The following is a 23977-nucleotide window of genomic DNA, read 5'->3' as shown; positions in this document are numbered from 1 at the left end:
TCAGAGTACTCCGGTCTCGCGCATGAGTTTCAGGGTGGGTTCGAGGTTCGAGAGCTTCGCGAGATCGATCTCAGGCGGGTTGAGTTCGTCGATCGTCGGCAGTCCGCCGACGGGCGGGACGCCCGGAATCATCGGGTAGGCGAACGTCCGCGTGGCGAAGAACTCCTGGGCCTCGGCGGTCAGGAGGTGTTTGATGAAATTCATAGCGAGCTGGCGGCGCTCGGTCCCTTTGATCACCTCGACGCCGGCGGCGTTGATGAGCGCGCCCGCGTCGCCCTTCGTGAACGCGAGTTCGATCGGCGCGTTCGGGCGGGCGGCCCGCACGCGCAGCGAGTAGTAGTGGTTGGCGAAGCCGGCCGCGAGCTCGCCGTCGGCGACGGCGTTCGAGACGAGGAACTCGTCGGGATACTCGGAGATGTTCTGTCCCTGCATCCCCTTCAGCCACTGCTTGGTCTGTTCTTTGCCGTGGAGCAGCCGCATCGCCGTGATGAACGACTGGAAGGCCCCGTAGGTCGGTGCCCAGCCCATCGATCCCTGCAGCTGCTTCGTGTCGGTGAACTTCTGGACCTTGTTCGGGATCTGGTTCGCCGAGAGCTTGTTCGTGTTGTAGGGAACGCTCCGCGCGCGCCCGGCGACACCGACCCACTGGTTGTTCGGGTGGAACGACTTGGGAACGGGCTTGACGACCTTCTTCGGGAGCTTCATCGTCGCGTCGTTGTTGGCGACGACGCCGAGCGCGCCGAGATCGACCGCCCAGAAGACGTCGGCCTTCGGCGAGCCACTCTCCACCTCGGTGATGAGCGTGTTCGCGAGCTGTGAGGAGGAGGCCGTCCGGAGCTTCACGTTGAACTTCGGATACATCTTCTGCAGCAGATCGAGGAACTGGGTGTAGAGTCCGCCCTCGCCGCCGCCGAGATAGACGCTGAGCGTGCCCGAGAGATCGGGGAGATCGTCGATGCGCGGCCCCTTCAGCGGGGGGCGGCTCTCGACGAGCGGGCCGGAGCCCCGGAACGATTTGATGCCGACCGAACCGTTCGTGCTCGCGTTGCCCGAGGCGTTGCCGACGGTGCCGTTCGTCCCGCCGCTGGCGTTGCTCGAAGCGTTGGAGCCGTTCGCGCTCGCGTTGGTCCCGCCGGACGAACAGCCGGCGACCAGCGCGCCGCCGGCCACGACGGCCGACGTGCGGAGGAATCGTCGCCGTCCCAGCCCGGAAGCACCGTGATCGTCGGAGCCGTTCGTCGTTGGATCGTCACCAGCGCGTCGCGTCATTGCCACATATGATTTAGGACAGCCTAAAAACTCTGTCGTTCCACGGTCGATCCGTCGCATATAGCGACGCCGCTCGGCGGTATGTCGTTTGTGGTATCGATGACGAAACCGCGATGCCCATGCCGTGGCTCGGCGTCGTTACTTGGTGACCTCGATCGTCTCGTGCATGCCGAGTTTGTAGTGGTCCTCGGTCTCGCCGTCCTCTTTCTCGACGATGAGGCAGGCGAGCTCGTACGTACCTGGTTCGAGCTTCATCTGCAGCTTCTTGCTCGTCCCCTTGCCGATGTCGTCGACCTCGTCGAGCTCCTCGTAGGCACCGTCATCGCTGCGCTGTCTGACGACCAGCTCGTGGACCTCGTGGCCCTTGTTGACGGCGTTGAACGTCACCTGGCCCGACGGCACTGACTTCGCGTCGGGTTTCACCTGCCACTCGTTGAGCACGACGCGCACCTTCCGGTCGTCGGAGGCACCCGAGGTGGCGTTGCTACCGTTGCCACCGCTGCCGTTCGCGCCGCCGCTGCCGTTGGCGCTGTCGTTCCCTGATTGTGCACCACCGGTGCAGCCGGCGAGTCCGGCCGCCGCGGCGAGGCTTGCCATACCACCTTTCAGTACCGTCCGTCTGTCGAAATCGTGTCCTTTCATCGTCTGTCACTGGCTGATTTTGGCCAGCCTAAAAATTGGTGGTGGGTGGTAACCGTTATACCTGCCGGTTCAGTCGTCGGCGCTGGCGGCGGCCGGCACGGCGATCGAGCCCGGATCGAGCGCGTCGAGACAGGCCAACCAGTCGTGCATGTACTCGCCGACGTACGGGAGGAACTCGCCGTTCTCGCAGTCGCTCCAGTCGCGTTCGACGAGCGCGTCGGCCATCGCGGCGAAGGCACCGGCGTACGAATCGGCGTCCGCGGCCGCGTCGTCGACGGCCCGCCAGAGGCGTTCGTTGGCGTCGAGCGCGGGCAGTTCCGAGCGGAGATCGTCGAACGTCGAGCGCTCGGCCTTGTTGTGCTTACAGAGCGGCCCGCCGGTGACGATCTCCGTGCCCAGCACATCGCAGGCACGCTTGAGGAAGACGCCACTCCAGATGTCGTCGAACCGGCCTACGTCCCAGGGGTTGTCGTCCATCGGAAGCTGGTAGAACGCCGGGATCACCTCGCGCCGGAAGGCGAGGTTCATCGAGCAGACCGTGAGATACTGGCCCTCCGCGGCGACGAACGGTTCGCCGAAGTCGTCGGCCGAGAGTCGCGTCTTGGCCTGTCCCTGGAGATCGCCGTCGGCGAGGATCCGGGCGGCGTCGAGATCGGGCACGTTCGTCCAGAGCCCCTGCGAGGCGACGACGTTCGTCACGCGCGTGCGGTCGGTCTCGACTTCCTCGCCCATCGCGGAGTAGGGGTAGCCACGCGGGTAGAGACCGTGCTCGTCGGCGTTCTCGTGGAGGACGTTCACCCACTGTTCGTCCGAGCGGACGCGCTCGACCTCGTGTTCGCCGTTCAGGTTCGCGAGATGCGTCCCGAAGAAGTCCTCGTCCATGTGCGGGCGGGTGTCGTCGTCGATGAAGACGCCGTAGTCGAACCCGTTTGCCCAGCAGTAGAGCAGCCCGAAGCTCGTCTGGGCGTGGCTCGCGGCGGGGACGAGATGAGAGAACTCCGTGACGGACTGTTCGTCGTACCACGCCTCGCGGGCAGCGCCGTCGAAGACCTCGCCGGCGAGACCGAGCTCGTCGAGCATCGTCGCCATCGCCTCGGTGTCACAGAAGTCCTCGGTCACGAGCACGACGTGGAGGCGGTCGGTGTCGAAGCCGTGCTTGCGGGCGTTTTCGGCGTAGGCTCGTACGCACTCGAACTCGCGTATCGTCGGAACGATCACACAGATGTCGGCCGTCATTGCGATGTCGCGTGTTTTTTAGGACGCCCTAAAGAGTCTGTCGTTGTCGCTCCGATAGAGCCAGTACCATTCAATGGTAACGAATGGTGAGAGTGTGTTCGCAGTCGCGACGGTGATCTATCGTGGCACAGATTTAGGTAGCTACACGTAGAGCAACGTAACAGAGACATGACGCTCGACACGCAGACCTGCGTGGTCACCGGCGCGTCCCGCGGGATCGGCCGAACCGTCGCCGGGCCCGTACCGGGCTCTCTGACCGACCGAACTCTCGCCAGCAACGGCGGCATGGGGTGGTAGCGTGGCGGCCGAAGACGACGCCAACACCGGCGAGAGCGACGCACTGGACGAATCGGCGATCGAGGAGCTGCGGCGACGCCGCACCGAGGCGGCGCTTGGCGGGGGCCAGGCCCGCATCGACGCCCAGCACGATCGGGACAAACTGACCGCCCGCGAACGCATCGACTACCTCCTCGACGAGGACAGTTTCGAGGAGTTCGACCGATTCGTCGAACACCAATCGACGAATTTCGGCATGGCCGAGAAGAAGTACGCCGGCGACGGCGTCGTCACTGGCTACGGCGAGGTCGACGGCCGGACGGTGTTCGTCTTCGCTCACGACTTCACCATCCTGGGTGGGTCGGTCGGCGAGGCGGTCGCGGACAAGATCTGCAAGGTGATGGACAAGGCGATCGAAAATGGAGTTCCCATCATCGGGCTGAACGATTCCGGTGGCGCACGCATCCAGGAGGGGATCGCCTCGCTCACGGGGTTCGCCAAGATCTTCCAGCGGAACACGAAGGCGAGCGGGCTCGTGCCGCAGATCTCGGCGATCATGGGGCCGTGTGCCGGCGGGGCGACCTACTCGCCGGCGCTGACCGACTTCACGTTCATGGTCGAGGACACCGCCCAGATGATGATCACGGGCCCGGACGTGATCGAGACGGTGACGGGCGAGCAGATCACGATGGAAGAGTTGGGTGGCGCGAGCGCCCACGCAAACGAGAGTGGCGTCGCTCACCGGACCGCCCCGACAGAGGAGGAGGTGCTCGACGACATCAAACGACTGCTCTCGTATCTCCCACAGAACAACGTCGAGGATCCGCCGCGGGTCGATTCCTGGGACGATCCCGATCGACGCTGCGAGGTCGGCGAACTGGTGCCCGACGCGCCGCGCAAACCCTACGACGTGACGAACGTGATCGGGAACATCGTCGACGACGGCTCGTTTTTCGAGACTCACGGTGGGTTCGCACGCACGCTCGTGACCGGGCTCGCGCGCATGGACGGTCGGCCGGTCGGGGTCGTCGCCAACCAGCCGTCGGTCAACGCCGGCACGCTCAACATCGAATCGAGCCAGAAGGGCGCGCGGTTCGTCCGGTTCTGCGATTCGTTCAACATCCCCGTCCTCACCTTTGTCGACGTGCCCGGGTTCATGCCCGGCACCGACCAGGAACACAACGGGATCATCCGCCACGGCGCGAAGCTGATCTACGCCTACGCCGAGGCGACGGTCCCACTCTCGACGGTGATCCTCCGGAAAGCGTACGGCGGCGCGTACATCGTCATGGGCTCGAAGCTCCTCGGAGCGGATACGAACTACGCGTGGCCCGGTGCGGAGACCGCCGTGATGGGTCCGCGCGGGGCGGTGGACGTCCTCTATCGGGACGAGCTCGCCGATGCGGACGATCCCGAGGCGACCCGCCAGGCGCTGATGGACGAGTACCGCGAGGAGTTCGCCAACCCCTACTCGGCGGCCGAGCGCGGCTACGTCGACGACGTCATCGAGCCGAACGAAACTCGCAAACGTCTCATCCGCGACCTCGACGTCCTCGACCGCAAGCGCACCGACGGACCGCCGAAAGACCACGGCAACATCCAACTCTGATGACAGCGACATCGTTGCTGGCCGAAACCGACGATCCGGGCGACTCGGACGACGAGCAAGCGACCGCGAGCGAGGGGGTTCTCGACGAACTGAATCTGTCGGTGCCCGCGAGCGCCGACCGCGGCGAGGCGGCCGCCATCGCCGCCGCCATCGGTGCCCACCTCCGCGACCGCGCCGCGGCTGCCGCGAGCGCCGACGAGGAAGGGTCGGAATCCTGTGATCGGTGGTCGCTCTGTGGCCGTCTCGACGGGCGGACGCCACCCCAGGGGATCGCTCGCGGCGAGGAGTGGAAGACGGCGGGGCGGCTCCGTCGGTAGCGTCGAAACATCCATAACGGGGGCGGGAGACGACCCGGACGAAATGAGCACGAACGTGGCCGTCATCGGCGCATCGATGACCCAGTTCGGACAGCGCGAAGCGTGGATTCAGGGGCTGCTCGCCGAGGCGGGCACGGCCTGTCTCGACGACGCCGGCGTCGCGCCCGACGCCGTCGAGCATCTGTACGTCTCGAACATGGCCAGCGGCGAGTTCGAGGGCCAGACCGGCGTACCGAACGCGCTGGCACACGACCTCGACTGCCTGCCGGCCTACACACAGCGCGTCGATCAGACCTCCTCGTCCGGCGGGGCCGGCATGTACGCCGCCTGGCAGTCGGTCGCCTCGGGCGCGAGCGAGATGACGCTCCTCGTGGGTGGCGAGAAGATGACCCATCGCTCGACGGGCGAGGCCACCGACGTGATCGCCTCGCTGACCCATCCCGTCGAGTACAAACACGGCGTGACGCTGCCGAGTTTCGCGGGGCTGACCGCGCGGCGCTATCTCGATCGCTACGACGCACCACGCGAGAGTCTCGGAAAGGTCGCGGTCAAAAATCACAGAAACGGCGTCGACAACCCGCACGCCCAGTTCCAGAAGGAGGTCGATCTCGACACCGTTCTGGAGAGCCCGGTCGTTGCCGACCCGCTTCGACTGTACGATTTCTGCCCGATTACTGACGGGAGCGCGGCACTGATGTTCTGTCCGGAGTCGGTCGCGAAGGAGTACACCGACGAGTACGCGCTCGTGAGCGGCGTCGGTGGCGCGACCGACACCCACGTGGTCCACGAGCGCGCGGAACCGACGGTGATGGGCGGCGTGGTCGAGTCGGGGAAAGAGGCCTACGAGATGAGTGGCTACGGCCCCGAGGACATCGATGTGGCCGAACTCCACGACATGTTCACGATCCTCGAATTCCTCCAGATGGAGGGACTCGATTTCGCCGAGCAGGGCGCTGCCTGGGAGCTGGTCGAGGAGGGAATCACCGAGCGCGACGGCGAACTGCCGATCAACACCTCCGGTGGACTGAAATCGAAGGGTCATCCCCTCGGCGCGAGCGGCGTCGCCCAGGGCTACGAGATCTACAAGCAGGTGCTCGGCGAGGCCGGCCCGCGACAGGTCGACGCCGACGTCGGACTCGCGTGTAACGTGGGTGGATTTGGCAACTGTGTCATCACCACCATCCTGGAGGCGGGCGCATGAGCCCCGAGAGCTATTCCGGGACTGGCGAGCCACCGATGGAGGCGGCCCGCTACGCAGACGGTTCGATCACCTACCCGCCACACCCACTCGGTCCCGGTGGCGCGGAGCGAACCGGCACGGTGGATCTGAGCGAGCACACGGCGACGGTCGTCACGTGGACGACGAGCACTGCCACACCGCCCGGCGTCCGCGAGCCGAACCACCTCGCGATCGTCGAATTCGATATCGAGGGCGAATCGGTGCGCGCGCTCGGCCAGCTCACGACGGACGAGATCGATATCGGCGACGACGTGAAACCAGTCTATGCCGAGGAACTCCGCGATCCCGAGGCCGGTATTCGCGAACCCGAGAGTCAAGAGTGGGATGGCTATCGGTTCGAACCTATCGATTAGGGTGCGCCGACCGGCAGTTCCTCGCGCGTCGATTCCTCCGATCCCTCCGTCGTTTCGTCGCCTTCGAGCGCGTCGAGCGCCTCACTGACGGTGTACGAGCGATCTTCGTCGGCGTGCGGGAAGACGGCGCTGAGTCGGTCGCCCTCGTAGACGGCGAGACTCATCACCGGCAAGACGAGCGCGGTGTGCGATTCGCCGGTGATCGACGAGTGACACTCGCGCGTGTCGAAAAACGGGGCGAGGCTGACGCCGTGTCTGCGCGCCCAGTCGTCGAACGACGCGTGCGTGTGGTGTGTCTCGCGTTCGGAGCAGTCGGTGTCGACCGGCACCCGCTTCTCCCACGTTCGGACCGTCGCACCAGCGACCTCCCCGTCGGCGTCGAGCCGCCGGAGTCGCTCGCGGACCCCCGACTGCGAATCGCGCGCGGCCGCCGGCACCGACGACCGTACGAACAGTTCGAGCTGTACGTTCCCCTCCGGCAGCGATCGTGCCCCCTCCATCACATGCGAAGAGATGTAATCGAGACTATAAACTCTTGTGGCCGCAGTGACCGTTTACTCCGCGTCTTCCTCGTCGTCGTCCTCGACCGCATCACGGATCGAATCGAGCTCGGCGTCGACATCGATCGCGACGTCCTCACCTGATTCATCGCGTTCCTCGCGGGCGGGAACGGTCCGGTCGCGTGCGGAGCGGGTCTCCCGTCGGTCGCTCTCGGCGAGGCGATCGTCGATCTCGTCGCGGAGCGCGCGGGCCTCGTCGGCGAGCGTGCGCGCGGTCGGGTCCTGAGGTCGTCCGTCGAGCGCGCCCTGGAGATCGTCGAGCACGTCGTCGAGACGATCGAGCGCATCCCGACCGAGACGCTCACCCTGCCGTCGCGTCTCGCGCCCGCGCTCGCTGACCTCCTCGCCGGCGCGTGCCAGTCGGAGGGCCGCTTGAAACGCTTCGAGCGCGCGGACGTTCGCTTCGAGGAACGCGATGAGCGCGGGGATCGCGAACTCGTCGGTGAGATCGAGCAGTTCGCCCGGCGTCGGCGGACGGGGCAGTCCCAGTGGTCCGCGGGGCGGTTCGCGCGGCCCGCGCGTTTCGAGTTCGTCGCGGAGCTCGGCGAGCGTCGACGAGAGATCCTCGGCGAGGCGTTCGAGTTCGGGGTCGCGTGGCGCGTCGCTCATATCCGCAGTTCGGGGTCCAACGTGAAAAGGTCGGGTTCCCGTGTCGTTCCCGGTCCCTGGCAGCGTTTCGAATATGGTGACAACGTTTATCACGATGTGGCCCCTCGGTGCAACTAGCGGCACCGAAAACCGACACTACCCAAAACCAATGAGCACGTCCCCACAGGAGTCGCCCTCCGACACCTCGGCGAGCGTACCGGCACGCGAAGAACGCCTCGTCGCCTTCGAGCGCGAGGACGGCGCAGTCGTCATCTACGACGAGCGCGAACACACGGCGTGGCTCCAGTCGAGCGGTGCGGTCCCGATCGCCGACGCACGGTAGCCATCACCGTTTTTAGCCCGCTCGTTCTCACGCACGACATGCATCGACGGGCAGCAGCCTTCGCCGAGCGGGCCGAGCAGGAGTACGGCATCGCGGTCGACGTCCACGAGTTCCCCGACGGAACCAGGACGGCGAGCGCCGCGGCCGCGGCCATCGGCTGCGACGTCGCCCAGATCGCGAGTTCGCTCGTGTTCGTGACTCCCGAACCGGTCGTCGTGGTCACGAGCGGGGCCAATCGCGTGAGCGAGGACAAACTCGCCACCGTTCGCGACGTCGACGAGAACGCGGTCGCGATGGCCGACGCCGACACGGTGCGCGAGACCGTCGGCTGGTCGATCGGCGGCGTCCCGCCGTTCTGTCACGATACGTCCGTCCCGGTCTATCTCGACGAAGCGCTCCAGACGTTCGACACCGTCTGGGCCGCCGCGGGCACGCCCGAGGCCGTCTTCCCGATCGCACCCGAGCGCCTCCGCGAACTCGCCGACGCACGGCCCGTCAACGTGGCCGAGTAGGCCCGACGAGTCAGTCGAGTGGCTCCTCGATATCGCCCACGATGGCCTCGAAGGCGTCGGCGCGGTCACGAGCCCAACCACCTGTTCGCCGTCCGTATCGACGATGGATGCACGTTCCCGATTTTCCTCCCGAAAGCGGTCGACGAGCTCGCTGACCGGGATGTCGGACGGGACGGTCAACGGATCGGTGGCGAGCGTTTCGAGATCGGGATCGCCGTTCCGGAGGAGAGGGGAAGGGGGCGGGAGACATCGACTTCCGAGAACATTGCGGGCCGACGGTTTTTACCCGCCGCCGACCTCGCCCGACGTATGCGATCGACAGTTACTGCCGCATGTCTCGTCGTTCTGCTCTGTGGTGCGGGGATGGCCGTCATCCCGGCAGCGGCCCAGTCCCAGCAGGCCCAGCCACAGCAGGGCGACGGCGTGCGGACGCCGAACGCGACGATGGTCTTCACTGACCAGACCACGAACGGGACGACCGTTCAACTCAACTCCGTCAACCTCTCACAGGGCGGGTTCGTGGCGATCCACGACGCGAACCTCACGGACGAGAACGACACCGTCGGCAGCGTCATCGGCGTCTCCGAGAAACTCGGTGCCGGTCCGCACCAGGACGTCCGGGTCCGGCTCTACGGGATCGACGGGCGCGAGTTCAACCAGTCGCGCCTGCGGACGAACGGCTCGCTGACCGCGATGGCGCACTTCGATTCGAACGGGAACGACCGCTTCGACTTCGTCCGATCGAACGGCAGCGTCGACGGACCGTACGTCGCGGGAACGGGGACGATCACCGAGAGCGCCGTCGTCTCGGTCGAGCGCGAGGAGACGACTCCCGACAGCGCGCTCGATATCGGTCTCGTCCCGATCGTCGCCGCCGGGCTCGTAGTGGTTCTGCTGATCGTGCTCGCGGCGGTCGTAGTCCGGCGTCGGCGATAACCCTCAGCCCTCCGACCCGCTTCGTTGCGATCGATACCAGCCGCGAAGCGCGCCGAGCCCCGGCCGCCCGTCGCGCAGCCACGCCAGCACCGCGAGCGCCACGAGGAGGAACTCGAACGCCACGAGCGGCGTGAGCTCGAAGTCGAGCAGGTGGATGGCGAACCCCATGCTCGTGTCGTAGGCGGGCTGGTCGAGCACCGGCCAGCCGAGATAGCGCACGTAGGCGTACTCGCCGGCGAGCAGCGGCGACAGCGCGTCGGCGAACGGATGGGTGATGTAGCCGACGGCGAACGCGAGCGCCGGTCGTGCTAGCCCGTGACGACGGGCGTAGGCGTAGATCAGCGTACAAATGATGGTCGCTGTGAGCAGCGAATGGGCGAACGAGCGCCCGCTCGGCAGCACGTGAAACGTCCACGCGAGCGGTTTGTCGATGAGATCGGGAAACTGCGTACCGACGGCGACCGCGATCGCCGCGCCGGCGCTCGGCGTTCTCCCGAAGCGCCAACGCGAGAGCGCGGTGTAGACGAGATAGCCGACGGCGAGATGTCCCCACGGCCACATACCACCGTTATCGCCGTCGCCGCCTTACCCGCTTCGAAGCCGTCTGGCGCGCCTCTGGATGGTCGGCATTTAAATCCTCGCTCGCCCTCCCGGGAGACATGACCGTCGCACTGCTCGCCCACGAGAAGTTCCCGGAAGACGCGAAAACCGCCGTCAGCATGCTCCGGTACGCCGATGACGAGATCGTCGCGGTGCTCGACCGCGACCGCGCCGGCACGCGCGTCAGCGATCACCTCTCGGGTGTCCAGGACGCGCCGATCGTCGCCGGGATGGACGACGTCGACGACTGCGACGAACTGCTCGTCGGCATCGCGCCGATCGGCGGCGGCTTCGACGACTCGTGGCGACCCGACGTCCGAGCTGCGTTGGAACGTGGCTGTGATGTCACCGCCGGGCTGCACTACTTCCTGAACGACGACGAGGAGTTCGCCGACCTCGCCGCGGCGAACGACTGCGAACTCCGCGACGTGCGCGAGCCGTCGCCCGATCTAACGGTGAGCGAGGGGGTCGCCGACGAGGTCGACGCCGAGGTGATTCTGACTGTCGGAACGGACTGTTCGGTCGGGAAGATGACCGCGACGCTCGAACTCTACGAGGCCGCCCGCGAGCGGGGTGCGGACGCCGCGTTCATCCCGACGGGCCAGACGGGCATCATGATCGCGGGCTGGGGCAACCCGATCGATCGCGTCGTGAGCGACTTCACCGCGGGTGCGGTCGAGGAGATGATTCTGGAGAAGGGGAACGACCACGACTACCTCTTCGTCGAGGGGCAGGGCTCGATCGTCCATCCGGCCTACTCGGCGGTGACCTGTGGCATCCTCCACGGCGCGATGCCCGACGAGCTCGTGCTCTGTCACGAGGCGGGCCGCGAGGCGATCCACGGCTACGAGGACACCCCGCTCCCGGCGCTGCCCGAGTACGTCGATCTCTACGAGAGTCTCGCCGGCCCGGTCCACGACGCCGACGTCGTCGCGGGCGCGCTCAACACCCGATCGCTCGACACCGACGAGGGCGCGCGCTCGGCGGTCGACGCCTACTCGCGAACGCTCTCGGTGCCGGCGAGCGATCCGATCCGCTTCGGCAGCGACGAGCTGCTGGAGGCGCTGTTGTGAATCTCGAAACGAGCTTCGAGCGGCTGACGCTCGACCTCGCCGACCCGTTCACGATCTCCAGGGGCACGCAGGAAACCGCCGAAAACGTCCTCGTGCGGATCGCCGACGGCGAACACGAGGGTATCGGCGCGGCCGCCCCCTCCGAACACTACGGCGAGACCGCCGCGACCGTGGAGGCCGTCCTTCCCGATCTCCTCGCCGTCGTCGAAGAGGTCGGTGATCCGCACGCGCTGGAACGCATCGAACGCCGGATGGCCCACACCGTTCGGGACAACCCGGCTGCGCACGTGGCGGTCTCGATCGCGCTGCACGACCTCGCGACGAAACGCCTCGACGTCCCGCTCCATCGCTACTGGGGGCTCGATCCCGAGGCTACGCCGGCGACCTCCTTCACGATCGGACTCGACAGCACCGAACGGATGCGCGAGAAGACCGAGAGCGCGATCGCGGCGGGTCACTCGGTGCTCAAAGTGAAGCTCGGCACCGACCGCGACCGCGAGATCATCGACGCGATCCGTGACGTCGCCCCCGACATTCGCCTGCGCGTCGACGCCAACGAGGCCTGGACGCCCCACGAGGCGCTCGACAACATCGACACGCTCGCCGACTTCGACGTCGAGTTCGTCGAACAGCCCGTTCCGGCCGAGAACGAAGGAGGTCTCGAATACGTCCACGAGCGCTCACCTCTCCCCATCGCCGCCGACGAGTCCTGCGTGACGCTCGCGGATATCCCTCACGTCGCCGAGCACGCCGACATCGCCAACATCAAACTGATGAAATGTGGCGGGTTGCGCGAGGCGACGCGGATGATCCACGCGGCGCGCGCCCACGGGTTGGAGGTGATGTGTGGCTGCATGATCGAATCGAACGCCGCCATCGCCGCCGCCTGCCAGCTCGCGCCGCTGCTCGACTACGCCGATCTCGACGGCTCGCTGCTGCTCGCCGACGATCCCTACGGAGGAGTGCCGATCGAGGGCGGCGAGATCGATCTCCGCGATGTCGAACGCTCCGGAACGGCTGTCCGGGCGCTCGACTGAGCGGGTACACGGTCGGGAATCGTCGCGAAACGCCTCTTATCGGCTGCCTTCCAGCGATTCGATACAGTTCTGTGTATGAATAGTGTGCAAAGATTTATACGACATGGCAGTATTTTAGCTAGTGGACGGTAGGAATTACGACGAAAGTCGTGTGAATTGGGGCGACCCGAGATTCGACCCCGTCCACGAAACAGAGACAAAATGGACGACAACAACACGTTTCTCAGTCGACGGCGCATCATCAAGGGAGCCGGCGTGGCTACCGGTATCGGTATCATCGGCGGCGGCAGCCTGCTGTACTCGTCACAGCCCGCACTCGCCGCGGTCGGCAGCAGTCCGATATCAGCCTCCAACCTCTCGATCACGGCCAACAACAACGCCGTGACCGAGGTGACTGTCGAGCCCGTGCTCTCGCTCAAGTGGTCGAGCTTCAGTTCGGGGATCTCCGGGTTCGATATCGATGTCACAGCCGGGCCACCGGGCGGATCGCTCAGCTCGGCAGCGAATTTGACCGGTGTCAGCGACGGCACGACGGCCGGCGTTTCGAGCTACTCCGTCCAGAACACCGGGTCAAACGGTGATTCGGGAGGGATCGCGGATATCTCGCTTGCCGGCATCGGCCTCGTGAGCAGCGGTGCGCTCACCCAGTCCGACCTCCCGAGCGGTGTCACTGATGGGACGTCCGGCACGAAATCGGTCGAATTCCAAGTGACGGTGACTGCCAACAGCGCGAGCGGCAGCGGCACCGCCACCGACACGTCACCCGACCCGGCGGGATCGTTCGAGGTGACGCTCAACAACGACGCCGGGACCACCAACGCGACCGGGAACATCAACACCAGCGGCACCAGCGGGTAACGCACTCCGCCGCGACCGACCCGGACGACGCGGTCGGACACTTTTTCGCATCGAGCGACCGATCATCCACGCGACCCGCAGCCACCATACCGCATGACTCAGGACACGTCGGATCTCCACACACGCATCGACTCCCGATCGGCCTTCGCCAACGTGCTGGCGCTGTCGGGCTACGTCGGCCTCGCGGTCGGCCTCTGTCTCGAAGCCTACCGGCTCTATCTCGTCGATTCGGCGATCGGGATGGGTAGTGCACCCGAGTGGGTCACGCTGAGTGGCTCCTCGCTGCTCGTCGGCTCGGTCGTCGTCCTGCTCTACGCGCGCGTTCTCGACGAGGTCTTTGCGGGCTGGCTCGATATCGCCGTGATCGGGCTGTTAGCCGGCCAGTGGGGGGTTGCTCTGGCGTCGTATCTCGATGCGATGGTCGGCGGTCCCGGCAGCCCGTACGGGTTCTTCGTCATCGCCGCCGCCGGCGTGTACGCCCTCGTCGCGGTCGCTGCGGCGCTCAACTATCTGCGTCGATGTTGGCCGACGATCGGTGGCGTTGCGAACCGACGCTCCCAGGAAGAGTGAGGGACAGCCGCCGCTCGCGCCCATAGAACTATGTAAGACCTCGTGAATGTGTGAGTATGGCACTCGAAACCGTTCTCCTCGCGCTCGGACCGGGCGACGCCGAGCGCGTCGACAGGCTGGCCGCGGAGACGATCGACATCGCCGGTCCGTCCGGGGCGACGGTCGTTCTGGGTCACGTCTTCACCGAGTCCGAGTACGAGCGCGCCATCGACCGGTTGGGGTTCGACCCCACGGCCACCGAGGTGTCGCCACAGGAGGTGGCGGGTCGCCACGCGACGGTTCGCGAACTCGCCGAGCGGCTCGAAGCGGCGGACGTCGCCGTCGCCGTCGGTGGCGCGATCGGCGAACACGGCGAGAGCATCGTCGGCTTGGCCGAGGAGTCGGGGGCCGACATGGTCATCGTCGGCGGGCGGCAGCGCTCGCCGGCCGGGAAGGCGGTGTTCGGCTCGACGGCCCAGACGGTGATGCTCTCGGCACCCTGCCCGGTGACGTTCGTCCGGGCGGATACGTCGTGATGGGGCCGATCCCTCCGTCGGATGGCGATTGCTTGCCTGTGCCTCCAGTAGATATAAGTATATGTGCAGTTTCATTTCAGGACGATGCGTGAGTCTATCACACATGGAGGTGGCGACCGCTCCCGTCGCACCTTCTTGCGGACCGCGGGCGCGTCGGGGGCTGCGGTCGCGCTCGCTGGCTGTATCGCCGGCGGCAGTCAAACGGATGCGAACACCGTCCGGTGGGTGACCGATTCGACCGGGGCGGACAACGCGGGTGCGATACGGAAGGCGCTCTGGAACGCGGGGCTGTCGAAGGACATCTACCTCGACGTCATCGCCGGACCCCAGAACACGGGTACGCGCCAGTCGCAGTACACCCGGTGGCTCTCGGCCGGACTCGAAGATCCCGACCTCCTGATGATGGACAACGGCTGGGCGCTCAACTTCATCAACCGTGACCAGCTGCTCAACCTCAGCGATAACCTGCCCGAGCGCGTCCTGAAGAAGGTCAACAACGACTACTTCCAAGCCAGCGTCGAGACCGCCAAGGGTGACGACGGCGATCTCTATGCGGTGCCGCTGTTTCCGGACTTCCCCGTCATGCTCTACCGGAAGGACCTGGTGAAACAGGCGGGCTACAACCCGAAACAGGAGAACTGGGCGACGAAGTCGATGCGCTGGAAGAAGTTCTCGAAGGTCGTCGCCGACGCGAAGCAACAGGCGGGCCTCCAGTACGGCTTCTCCTTCCAGGGCAACCTCTACGAAGGGCTCGCCTGCTGTGACTTCAACGAGTTCATGACGAGCTGGGGCGGGGCATACTTCGGCGGTCGGGACACCCTGTTCGGTCCGATCGGCAAGCGGCCGGTGACGGTGGGCGAGAAGCCGGTCGTCGATGCGGTGAAGATGGTGCGGACGTTCATCTTCGGGTCGAACGCGCCGCATACGCTGGACGGCTACGAGCAGATCTCGCCCAACGCGGTGCTCGGCTGGATCGAGGACTCCTCTCTGGGTCCGTTCTCCGGCGGGAACGCGGTCGCGCTGCGCAACTGGCCGTACGCGATCGCGACCGCCGGTGCCGACGACGCGCTCGGCACGCAGAAACTCGGTGTGATGCCGATTCCCTACGCCGTTTCCGAGAACAAATCGAAGTACAATAGCCCGTTGCACGGTTTCGAAACCAGCTCGAACGTATTGAACAGCAGTCACTAACGCTAGAAATGGTCACATTCACTAGACTAGAGGTCGGATCAGTGGTATGGGAACCGGTAGATCCGACGCCTACGACAACACCGTCTCATCGCATAAGACCACCGTTCGTGAGTACCTCCGATTCCATGACGAGGTCGCTTCCAAAGACGAACTCCGCGCCGGCACCGACGTGCCGGCGTGGTATATCGAGCAGATCGGCTCCTCCAATACCTTCTACACCTCGTTAAATCACAACCGAGAGTACGTCGCCAGCAAATACATCATCGGACAACGCTCTACTCACGACGGTTTCTGGCGGCCCGAGGTGGATGACGGCTACGCCGTCTTCCACCGCAAGGAGACTGCCAAAGCCACGCTCAAATATCTCGCGTTCAATCGGCCATCCGGACTCACCGCACCCGAAGCTGACGACCTGCTTGATCGGCGCTGTTACCGCCCACTCCGAAAGCTCGCCGATCAACAGGAGGTACACACCGTAGCGGGGCACAATGCCACCGTCTACACCCACAGCTGGCCGTCCCTTCGGGACGACCAGCTGGCCCAGCGTGAAACCGACCAGCCAGCCGATGTCACACCCGACGATCCTGCTGACGACGGCTACCTCTACCGTGACGAACTCGTCGCAACCTCAGTAGTTCACAAAGCGGGTTAGGTGAGTGGGCTGCTCGGTTGGTTGATGGATCCAAACCAAGCAGCCAACGAACTCACAGAAGAGCAGGTGCTTAACTTTCTCGTCAACACTCTCGATGAGGAGATCGATATCGAACTCGGCGAGAATGCCGATGTCGATTCTGAGGAGATCTGGGACGTCCTCGTCGGCGCGACTGCCGACGAGGACTCGGTCAGTCATCTCTGCAGCATCTCAGAGGAATCGCCTCACGCCAACACGATTCTCCACCATCTCCGGACGAAGTTCGAGCTCGAAGAACTCGAACGAATCGGGAAGACACTCATCCAGCAGGATATCCTGGAACTCCTTCCAGATCGGCCGGTGGAGGTCGTCGCCGACCTCCACCTCCGTCCGTACTACGGCGAGGAGTACGACTCCGAGGAAGAGCTCTACAACTCACTCGCTAAAGCCGGAACGACGACGTTCCACGGCTATGCCACGCTCTACGCTCGCGTACGTAACAAACGCTACACGCTGGCGGTGCGCCGTCTGACCGACGGCGACACCGCCAGCTCGATCCTCGCGGAACTACTCGGCGTGCTTGACGGCCTTGACCTCGAAGTCAAGGCCGTCTACCTCGACCGCGAGTTCTACGATACGTACTGTTTGACGCTACTCGCTGCCCACAACTACGCTTTCATCATGCCGATCGTGAAGTGGGGCGAGAAGATTCAGACCGAACTGAGTGAAGGCTGGAGCCGCGTGATCGACCACGACCTCCAAGGTGAAATCGACGGTCACACGTGGATCGTCGATTTCCCGGTCTACATCGACTGTACGTACCAGCAAGGGAAATATGACGAAGAAGGTGTGGCGCGTCACGGCTACGCCGTCGACGCGCCGTTCATCGAGACGCCACGCCAAGCCAGGAAACACTACAGCCGTCGATTCGGTATCGAATCGACTTATCGTCTGTCCGAACGAAGTATTGCGATGACGACGACACAGAATCCGGCGGTGCGGTTTCTGTACGTGCTGATCAGCTTCCTCCTTCAGAATGCGTGGCGATATCTCCACTGGGAGTACGTGGCGTCGCCGCGCCGAGGCGCGCGACGCCTCTGGTCGTGGCGATTCGACGAATTCCTTGGGATGGTACGGCGAGCAGCGGAGACGGCGCTCGCGGTGCGTCGCGCCGTCCCCGCAAACAAGCCTCCGGACGACCGCTTCGAGCGGTAATCCACCGACCGAGACCGCCCGCTCGGCGAGTGGCAACGCCGTCGCGTCGGCGGCGGAACGCCGCCGACTGCGACAGGTTCGATGCTCTCGGTGTCGAGCCGCCTTCCTCAGCAGTTGTTCGGCATCGATTTCTTCATCGGATTCACGTCTCAGAAGTAGTCAACTGGCGTGCTTTGTGAGGTACTGAACCTTCCTCTCGGTCGCTGTCTCGGAACTTCAGTCAATCTCTCCCGAACGAGCTGCCGCACTTGTCCTGCGGCAGTTCGAGGGCGACTCCTTCGACGCCCTCGAACGCCGTCTTCAGCGCAATCATTCGTTTCGAGAGGCTCTCGACTACACTGAGCCAGAGGACGTCCCGGATGGGACGTCGCTCTGGCGGGCCTTCGACGAACTTCATCCCGATGAACTCCGAGATTGCCTCCAGTCGATGTGTGGCGAGTTGCTTGCCGATCACGAACATGGCGGTGAGTTCGTCGTCATCGATGGAACGCACATCGCGGCGTGGGCAAATACGCGTGATGAAATCGAAAATGGCGAAGTTGAAGGTGCGAGCTGGGGGAAACACGAAGGATCGTTCTACGGGTACAAGGTGTTTCTCGTGGTGGATGCGGCAACAGAGCTGCCGGTCGCCATCACGATGGAGACCGGCAAGAGGAACGACAGTGCGGCGTTCGAACCGCTCGTTGACGAGTTCAACGAGCGGTACGACACTGACGATCTCCAGGCAGCCCTCGCTGATGCTGGCTTTGACAGTCAGGCTAACCGCGACTTCTGTCAGGATCAGCTCGATTGTCCGTTGCTGACGGCGATCAATCCTCGCCGATCGTCGCCGTTAGCGACGATCAAGGACGAAATCAAGGAACTGTTCAAGGAACACGGTGAGGAGATCGACAGTCCCTACGACGCCCTGGAACGGCTGCCACAGGAGCAACTCTCGGAGTACGGCGTTTCCGTCGGAAGCGTCGAGGAGACGTACATTTTCCAGGCGATCAAAGAGCGGATGCATCGACACCTGCGGGCAGGTGTCGAGCGGGTGTTCTCCCGGCTGAAGTCCTTTACCGGGCTTGATCGCGTCCGCGCACGCAAAGAGAACAACGTCGAGACTCACGTCGTTCTCTCGGCAGTAGCGTTGGTTGCGGCGTCTCTCACGGCACAACGGCAGAACAAACCAGGGCTGATACGCTCACCGAGTCGGCTCATCTGACGATCGCGCCACCTGTCCAAAAAACAGGTGTCGCCGCCTGAGAGGCATCGCTCTCAGGCGGCTGTATTTTCTGAAAGGAGCTCGACCAATCAGGCTGATTTATCGGCCGATTCAGCCATTTCTATCAGGAACCATTCCATTGTTTCACCAACGCTACTGATGGAGTCCAGATTCAGGCCTGATCGTTCCGTCTGGTGATTTGATTTTGAACGTGCAACAGGGTATACAAGAACATCGGCGGGCCGGTGGCCGCCCTCGGCGGCTGGCATATGACCGTCAATCCGAACTCGACCCAGCGCGGGAAGGCGCTTCAGGTCATCGAGGCGATGACCCAGCCGTCCTTCCAGCTCAAACTGTTCGAACTCACCGGCTGGCTCCCGCCGAACCAGACGGTGCTCGCCTCACGGCAGGCGAAGCAGGTGCCGACCGTCGGCAACTACATCGAACAGCTGCGCGTCGCCGGCGAGAATGCGATTCCGCGCCCAGTAAGCGTCGTCTGGCCACAACAGTCCGGCCAGATCGCCCAGCAGGTCCACGCGGGTCTCTCCGGCGACAAGCCACCGAAACAGGCGATGAACGAACTGAAAGACCAGCTCGTGGCGATCGAGAACTACAACCGATAATGGCAACTGAACGATCGACCGAGGCCGAACGACGCTCCGGCGTATATGCGAGCGCGGTCCGCTGGCTCGAAAACCTGAGCGAGACGGCGTTCGCCTACCTGCTCCTGGCACCGGCCTTCCTCCTGCTCGCGGTGATCGCCTTCTGGCCGCTGTTGAGCACCTTCCGGATGTCGCTCTTCGCCGACAGCATCAGCGGCGCGGCCCAGCTCGGCGAGTTCGTCGGTCTGGAGAACTACGTCAACCTGCTCACGGGACAGCTCGACACCGTGGCGCTGCCACAGCCGTTTTTCGACCTGAGTGCACCGTTCCAGAGCGCGCTCATCGTGACCTTCATCTTCACCATCGTCAGCGTCTTCTTCGAGACGATCATCGGGCTCGGCCAGGCGCTGGTGCTCGATCAGAAGTTCCGGGGCCGGCGCTGGGTTCGCGTCGCCATCATCATCCCGTGGGCGGTGCCGATCGTCATCCAGGGAATGATGTTCTACCTGCTGTTCCGGTCGGGGATCGGCCCCGGCGTCGCCGTCGTCGAGGCGCTCGGCGGATCGACGTCGCCACTGGTCAACAGCGCCGAGGCGTTGCCGATCATCATCCTCGCCGACGTCTGGAAGACGACCGCGTTCATGGCGCTGTTGATCCTCGCGGGGCTCCAGAGCGTCGATCGCAGCCTCTACGACGTGGCGAAGGTCGCCGGCGCAACGAAGTGGCAGCAGTTCAAGACGATCACGTTCCCGCTGGTGTTGCCGACGGTGCTGGTTGCGATGTTGTTCCGGACCATCGCCGCGATGCGGATCTACGGGCTGATCGAGACGACGGCGAGCTGTACGACGGTCCCCTCGTTGTCGTGTCTGGTCGTCACGACCTTCAGCACCCGACGGTACGGGACCGCCTCGGCGGTGGCGTTCGTGACGGCAGCGATCATCGGCATCGTCGTCTCGATCTACATCGTCAGATACTGGCAGGGCTCACAGGGGGCTGCCTGAGATGGCGGGCGCACAGGCGAGCGAGACGAGCGACGACGACGCCGGCCCGTTCACCCGTTGGGTCCAGAAGTCGATCCGCAACCCCGATCGGACCTACCGGGCGATGTTCTACGTCGTGACGATCTTCTTCCTGATCACGACGCTGTTCCCGTTCTACTGGCTGCTGGTGCTCGCGCTCACCCCGACGGATCTCGTCGATCAGGCGGGACTGCTCCCGGCGGGGTTCAACCCCGAGGCGTTCATCACCATCTTCGAGCAGCTGCCGTTCCACGTCTACCTGTTCAACAGCTTCGTCATCGCGCTCGGAACCACGGCCGTCGTCCTCGTGCTGGCGAGCCTCGTCGGCTACGTCTTCGGCCGGCTGGAGTTCCCCGGACGAGGAATCCTGATGATCCTCGTGCTCGCCATCTCCTACTTCCCGCCGGCGGCGTTCCTCCTGCCGCTGTTCCGGCTCTTCACCGGCAACGTCGAGATCCTGGGGCTGAGCAGTCCGTTCGTGTTCAACTCGCCGATCGGCATCGGCCTGCCGCTCAGCGCGCTGTTCATGCCGTTATCGATCTTCATTCTCACCACCTTTTATGGTCAGATTCCGGATGGGCTGGAAGATGCCGCGCGCGTCGAGGGCACGACCCGACTGGGGGCGCTCTTCCGCGTCATCATCCCGCTGTCGGCACCCGGCGTGGCGACCGCGGGCGTGCTCACCTTCATCAACGTCTACAGCGAGTTCTTCTTCTCGTATCTGATGACCGACGGACAGGCACAGAACTGGGGCCCGCTCGTCTGGGGGATTCTTGGCTACCAGACCCAGTACGCGGCATCGTACAACCTGATGGCGGCCGCGAGCATCATCGGCGTGTTGCCGGTGGCGATCCTCGTGGTGATCGCCCAGGAGCGAATCGTCAGCGGCCTCACCAGCGGCGCACTCAAGGAGTAATCACCATGGCAAACGTCACGCTCGAAGGAGTCACGAAACGGTACGACGACGTCGTCGCGGTCGACGACATGAACCTCGAGATCCCCGACGGCGAGTTCGTCACGCTCGTCGGCCCCTCGGGCTGTGGGAAATCGACGACGATGGAGACCGTCGCCGGTCTCACGATGCCCACCGAGGGGACGATCTCCATCGGCGATCGGGAGGTGACGGATCTGCCGCCGAAGGACCGCGGGATCGCGATGGTGTTCCAGAACATCGCGCTGTTCCCGCATATGGACGTCTACGACAACATCTCGTTCGGGCTGCGACTCCGGAGCTTCGACGAGGACGAGACCGATCGCCGCGTCGAGAACGCTGCCGAGATCGTCCAGATGCAGGGGATGCTCGATCGGATGCCGAGCGAGATGAGCGGGGGGCAGCGCCAGCGCGTCGCCATCGCCCGCGCGCTGGTGCGCGAGCCCGACGTCTTCCTCATGGACGAGCCGCTGGCGAATCTGGATGCGAAACTCAGGGTGCACATGCGCACGGAGCTCCAGCGCATCCACCGGGAGCTCGATACGACCGTCATCTACGTCACCCACGACCAGGCCGAAGCGATGACGATGTCCGATCGGATCGCGGTCATCGATGGCGGCCGACTCCAGCAGATCGATCCGCCGCTGGTCTGTTACAACGAACCGGACAACCTCTTCGTTGCGGGGTTCATCGGCTCGCCGAGCATGAACTTCGTCGAGGGTACGGTGAGCTCTGACGGCTTCGACTCCGAGTACGTCGATGTCGAGTTTGACGTCGGTCCGATGGCGCTCGGCGAAGGTGATGCGGTCACGCTCGGCATCAGGCCGGAAGACATCTATCCCGTCGGGGAGGCCGGCTCGGTCTCCGATTCCACCGCCGAGATCGAGACGACCGTCGACGTGCTCGAACCGATGGGCGACGAGATCTTCGTCTATCTCCTGCTCGCCGAGGACGCCGAAAGCGATCTCGAAGATCCCGAGGCCGGCGATCAGCTCCAGATGAGCGTCGATCCGGCTTCGGATATCGAGGCCGGTGACAGCGTCTCCGTCGTGTTCGACCGCGAGAAGCTCCATCTGTTCGATACGGACTCCGGACAGGCGCTCGAACACGGGCTTGTCCAGCCGACGCAGGCCGGGGGAACGACCGGAACGGAGGCCGAGACGGACGATTGAGATGGTTACCGATATCGGACTGCTCTACGTCGGTGGGATGTCGCTGCTGTTCGTCTTCTGGGCCTACGGGCTGGTGTCGTTCGTCCTCGACGTGAAGAACATGTTCATCCCGTTGACCCGGCAGTATCTGCGCGGGCGACGACGGGAGAAAGAGGAGGCGGAACGTGAGGCCGAACGCGAGGAGCGCGAGGAGCAGTTGTACTGAGAGCATCCCTCGAAGCCGGTCGAGAGCGGTATTCTTACAACGAGCGCCCCCATAGCTAGTGGATATGCCCTCCTCTTCTCCGACCATCGGAATCATCGGACTCGGGAACATCGGGCGATTTCACGCCGACCGACTCGTCGACAACGGGGCCGATATCATCGGCAGCGACATCGACCCCGACGCCCGCAGCCGCTTCGCCGACTCGTACGCGACCAACGCCTACGCCGACGTCACCGACCTGTTCGACGACGCCGACGGCGTGATCGTCGCGACGCCGAACCGCTTCCACGAGGAGTACGCCATCGCGGCGCTCGACGCGGGACTGGACGTCCTGCTCGAAAAGCCGGTCGCCCACTCGCTCGAAAGCGCCGAGGCGATCGCCGCCGCCGCCGAGAGTAGTGATGGATTCGTCATGACGGGGTTCAAAAACCGCTTCTCGAACCCTGTCGAGGTGCTCAAGAGCTTTCAGGAGGAGGGTCGTTTCGGCACCCCTCGCCACGTCGAGGCGAACTACATCCGTCGGCGCGGCATCCCGGGGCGTGGCTCGTGGTTCACCAGCCAGTCGGCTTCTGGTGGTGGGTCGCTCATCGACATCGGCGTCCACGCGATCGATCTCGCCCTGTTCTTCCTCGATTTCCCGGAGGTCGTCGAGGTGTCGGCGACGACGCGCTCGGCGTTCGGCTCGCGCGAGGACTACGCCTATCTCGAAATGCTCGGCGAGGATCTCGGCCCTTCGGAGTTCAACGTCGACGACTCGGTGAGCGCGTTCATCCGGTGTGCCGACGGGGCGACGGTGAGCCTCGAAGCCGCGTGGGCGACCAACCGCCCGACCAACCACGAGTTCCTCCTCCGGGGAACCGAGGCGGGCGCGCTGTTCGATCGCAACGAGAACACGCTGACGGTCTACGAGAGCAGCAACGCCGGCGTCGACCATCTCACCGATACGACGGTGACGACGCGTCCGAACGACGACATGCTGGCCGAACAGGCCGCGTTCATCGAGGGCATCGAGAGCGGCACGCCGCCCGAACGGAACACGATCGCCGAGGGGCTGACCGTCCAGCGCGTCATCGACGCCATCTACCGGTCGGCCGACGCCGGGCGTGCCGTGCGCCTCGACCGGACACAGGACGCCACGGTCGAACTCGACTGAACCGGCCGCAACGCGACGTTTTTCGTTCTCCCCGCCAGCATCGGAATCACGATCGGCTCTCCCTGCCTCTCGCCGTGTGCCATACGTGGGACACAAACTATAACCGAACGACTGGCTAAC

At 64.7% G+C, this 23977-nt stretch carries 29 protein-coding genes and 1 pseudogene; 22 read left to right on the top strand and 8 right to left on the bottom strand.

The genetic code is table 11. The features are described from left to right. The 3 genes from MUK72_RS10250 to MUK72_RS10240 all read right to left on the bottom strand — a co-directional run bounded on the left by MUK72_RS10250 (position 1) and on the right by MUK72_RS10240 (position 3147). A complete protein-coding gene (locus tag MUK72_RS10250; RefSeq protein ID WP_244699833.1) occupies positions 1-1269 on the bottom strand; it encodes an extracellular solute-binding protein in 1269 nt (422 codons plus the stop codon). A gap of 138 nt (positions 1270-1407) precedes the next feature. Continuing rightward, positions 1408-1866 (bottom strand): cupredoxin domain-containing protein, encoded by a 459-nt coding sequence (locus tag MUK72_RS10245; RefSeq protein WP_244699829.1) that lies wholly within the window; start codon positions 1864-1866, stop codon positions 1408-1410. A 114-nt stretch (positions 1867-1980) separates the two neighbouring features. Further along, positions 1981-3147 (bottom strand): alpha-1 4-glucan-protein synthase, encoded by a 1167-nt coding sequence (locus tag MUK72_RS10240; RefSeq protein WP_244699826.1) that lies wholly within the window; start codon positions 3145-3147, stop codon positions 1981-1983. 298 nt (positions 3148-3445) lie between these two features. Between MUK72_RS10240 and MUK72_RS10235 the strand changes: the two genes are divergently transcribed. Genes MUK72_RS10235 through MUK72_RS10220 form a run of 4 tightly spaced genes read left to right on the top strand, consistent with a single transcriptional unit; the run spans position 3446 to position 6942 of the window. Continuing rightward, positions 3446-5032, top strand: a complete 1587-nt coding sequence (locus tag MUK72_RS10235; protein WP_244699823.1) for an acyl-CoA carboxylase subunit beta — start codon at positions 3446-3448, stop codon at positions 5030-5032. Further along, on the top strand, positions 5032-5349 hold the full coding sequence (locus MUK72_RS10230) for a DUF8022 family protein (protein ID WP_244699821.1): 318 nt from the start codon (positions 5032-5034) through the stop codon (positions 5347-5349). The genes MUK72_RS10235 and MUK72_RS10230 overlap by 1 nt, the downstream gene beginning before the upstream one ends. Before the next feature lie 43 nt (positions 5350-5392). After that, the gene (locus tag MUK72_RS10225) at positions 5393-6550 is read left to right on the top strand and encodes a thiolase family protein (RefSeq protein WP_244699818.1); all 1158 of its coding nucleotides are present in this window, start codon (positions 5393-5395) and stop codon (positions 6548-6550) included. After that, a complete protein-coding gene (locus MUK72_RS10220; RefSeq protein ID WP_244699816.1) occupies positions 6547-6942 on the top strand; it encodes an OB-fold domain-containing protein in 396 nt (131 codons plus the stop codon). The genes MUK72_RS10225 and MUK72_RS10220 overlap by 4 nt, the downstream gene beginning before the upstream one ends. Here MUK72_RS10220 and MUK72_RS10215 read toward each other — a convergent pair. Together MUK72_RS10215 and MUK72_RS10210 are read right to left on the bottom strand one after the other, a co-directional pair. Continuing rightward, positions 6939-7442, bottom strand: a complete 504-nt coding sequence (locus tag MUK72_RS10215) for an HTH domain-containing protein (RefSeq protein WP_244699814.1) — start codon at positions 7440-7442, stop codon at positions 6939-6941. The genes MUK72_RS10220 and MUK72_RS10215 overlap by 4 nt on opposite strands. Before the next feature lie 54 nt (positions 7443-7496). Then, positions 7497-8111 carry a DUF7547 family protein gene (locus tag MUK72_RS10210; protein ID WP_244699811.1) on the bottom strand — a complete coding sequence of 205 codons (615 nt, stop codon included), beginning with the start codon at positions 8109-8111 and terminating at the stop codon, positions 7497-7499. 148 nt (positions 8112-8259) lie between these two features. Between MUK72_RS10210 and MUK72_RS10205 the strand changes: the two genes are divergently transcribed. Further along, positions 8260-8433, top strand: a complete 174-nt coding sequence (locus MUK72_RS10205) for a DUF7331 family protein (protein WP_162832758.1) — start codon at positions 8260-8262, stop codon at positions 8431-8433. 38 nt (positions 8434-8471) lie between these two features. After that, a complete protein-coding gene (locus tag MUK72_RS10200) occupies positions 8472-8945 on the top strand; it encodes a YbaK/EbsC family protein (protein ID WP_244699808.1) in 474 nt (157 codons plus the stop codon). A gap of 120 nt (positions 8946-9065) precedes the next feature. On the opposite strand, the pseudogene MUK72_RS10195 reads toward MUK72_RS10200, so the two are convergent. Then, positions 9066-9125, bottom strand: a pseudogene (locus tag MUK72_RS10195) (hypothetical protein); the annotation flags it as partial. Positions 9126-9254: 129 nt separating this feature from the next. Here MUK72_RS10195 and MUK72_RS10190 point away from each other — a divergent pair. After that, positions 9255-9881, top strand: a complete 627-nt coding sequence (locus tag MUK72_RS10190; RefSeq protein WP_244699805.1) for a DUF7282 domain-containing protein — start codon at positions 9255-9257, stop codon at positions 9879-9881. 3 nt (positions 9882-9884) lie between these two features. On the opposite strand, the gene MUK72_RS10185 is transcribed toward MUK72_RS10190, so the two are convergent. Beyond that, positions 9885-10442 (bottom strand): metal-dependent hydrolase, encoded by a 558-nt coding sequence (locus MUK72_RS10185; protein ID WP_244699803.1) that lies wholly within the window; start codon positions 10440-10442, stop codon positions 9885-9887. Between the two features lie 98 nt (positions 10443-10540). On the opposite strand from MUK72_RS10185, the gene MUK72_RS10180 reads away from it, so the two are divergent. The 8 genes from MUK72_RS10180 (at position 10541) to MUK72_RS10145 (ending at position 17571) form a co-directional block, all read left to right on the top strand. Further along, a complete protein-coding gene (locus tag MUK72_RS10180) occupies positions 10541-11554 on the top strand; it encodes an N-acetyltransferase DgcN family protein (protein WP_244699800.1) in 1014 nt (337 codons plus the stop codon). Further along, positions 11551-12591 carry a dipeptide epimerase gene (locus MUK72_RS10175; RefSeq protein WP_244699797.1) on the top strand — a complete coding sequence of 347 codons (1041 nt, stop codon included), beginning with the start codon at positions 11551-11553 and terminating at the stop codon, positions 12589-12591. Before MUK72_RS10180 ends, MUK72_RS10175 begins: the two co-directional genes overlap by 4 nt. Positions 12592-12792: 201 nt before the next feature. Next, entirely contained in the window at positions 12793-13449 is a 657-nt protein-coding gene (locus tag MUK72_RS10170) for a hypothetical protein (RefSeq protein WP_244699794.1), read from the top strand. A gap of 93 nt (positions 13450-13542) precedes the next feature. Further along, entirely contained in the window at positions 13543-14019 is a 477-nt protein-coding gene (locus tag MUK72_RS10165) for a hypothetical protein (RefSeq protein WP_244699791.1), read from the top strand. 56 nt (positions 14020-14075) lie between these two features. Beyond that, a complete protein-coding gene (locus MUK72_RS10160; RefSeq protein ID WP_244699776.1) occupies positions 14076-14534 on the top strand; it encodes a universal stress protein in 459 nt (152 codons plus the stop codon). Positions 14535-14618: 84 nt separating this feature from the next. Next, on the top strand, positions 14619-15725 hold the full coding sequence (locus tag MUK72_RS10155; RefSeq protein ID WP_342346231.1) for a substrate-binding domain-containing protein: 1107 nt from the start codon (positions 14619-14621) through the stop codon (positions 15723-15725). Between the two features lie 46 nt (positions 15726-15771). Next, the gene (locus tag MUK72_RS10150) at positions 15772-16377 is read left to right on the top strand and encodes a hypothetical protein (protein WP_244699773.1); all 606 of its coding nucleotides are present in this window, start codon (positions 15772-15774) and stop codon (positions 16375-16377) included. Between the two features lie 24 nt (positions 16378-16401). Beyond that, positions 16402-17571 carry an ISH3 family transposase gene (locus MUK72_RS10145; RefSeq protein WP_244699770.1) on the top strand — a complete coding sequence of 390 codons (1170 nt, stop codon included), beginning with the start codon at positions 16402-16404 and terminating at the stop codon, positions 17569-17571. A gap of 220 nt (positions 17572-17791) precedes the next feature. On the opposite strand, the gene MUK72_RS20555 is transcribed toward MUK72_RS10145, so the two are convergent. Beyond that, the gene (locus MUK72_RS20555; RefSeq protein WP_483306169.1) at positions 17792-18031 is read right to left on the bottom strand and encodes a hypothetical protein; all 240 of its coding nucleotides are present in this window, start codon (positions 18029-18031) and stop codon (positions 17792-17794) included. Between MUK72_RS20555 and MUK72_RS10135 the strand changes: the two genes are divergently transcribed. The 7 genes from MUK72_RS10135 (at position 17999) to MUK72_RS10105 (ending at position 23857) form a co-directional block, all read left to right on the top strand. Beyond that, positions 17999-18775, top strand: coding sequence for a transposase (locus MUK72_RS10135; protein ID WP_244699767.1), 777 nt, complete (start codon positions 17999-18001; stop codon positions 18773-18775). The two genes, MUK72_RS20555 and MUK72_RS10135, sit on opposite strands and share 33 nt — an antisense overlap. Before the next feature lie 269 nt (positions 18776-19044). Continuing rightward, positions 19045-19398: a hypothetical protein gene (locus tag MUK72_RS10130; protein WP_342346230.1), complete on the top strand. Its 354-nt coding sequence runs from the start codon at positions 19045-19047 to the stop codon at positions 19396-19398. Beyond that, a complete protein-coding gene (locus tag MUK72_RS10125; RefSeq protein ID WP_004055094.1) occupies positions 19398-20378 on the top strand; it encodes a carbohydrate ABC transporter permease in 981 nt (326 codons plus the stop codon). Before MUK72_RS10130 ends, MUK72_RS10125 begins: the two co-directional genes overlap by 1 nt. 1 nt (position 20379) lies before the next feature. Beyond that, complete coding sequence (locus MUK72_RS10120; RefSeq protein ID WP_244699764.1) at positions 20380-21312, top strand: carbohydrate ABC transporter permease; 933 nt, start codon at positions 20380-20382, stop codon at positions 21310-21312. A 5-nt stretch (positions 21313-21317) separates the two neighbouring features. Then, on the top strand, positions 21318-22499 hold the full coding sequence (locus MUK72_RS10115) for an ABC transporter ATP-binding protein (protein WP_244699761.1): 1182 nt from the start codon (positions 21318-21320) through the stop codon (positions 22497-22499). A gap of 1 nt (position 22500) precedes the next feature. Beyond that, positions 22501-22704: a DUF8005 family protein gene (locus tag MUK72_RS10110; RefSeq protein ID WP_244699758.1), complete on the top strand. Its 204-nt coding sequence runs from the start codon at positions 22501-22503 to the stop codon at positions 22702-22704. A 64-nt stretch (positions 22705-22768) separates the two neighbouring features. Then, the gene (locus MUK72_RS10105; protein ID WP_004055102.1) at positions 22769-23857 is read left to right on the top strand and encodes a Gfo/Idh/MocA family protein; all 1089 of its coding nucleotides are present in this window, start codon (positions 22769-22771) and stop codon (positions 23855-23857) included. The last annotated feature ends 120 nt before the right edge of the window (positions 23858-23977 follow it).

The sequence above is a fragment of the Halococcus dombrowskii genome, assembly GCF_022870485.1.
In the GTDB taxonomy this organism is placed as follows: Archaea; Halobacteriota; Halobacteria; order Halobacteriales; family Halococcaceae; genus Halococcus; species Halococcus morrhuae.
The sequence above is the reverse complement of the archived record's forward strand: the minus strand, read 5'-3'. Positions and strand labels throughout refer to the sequence as shown.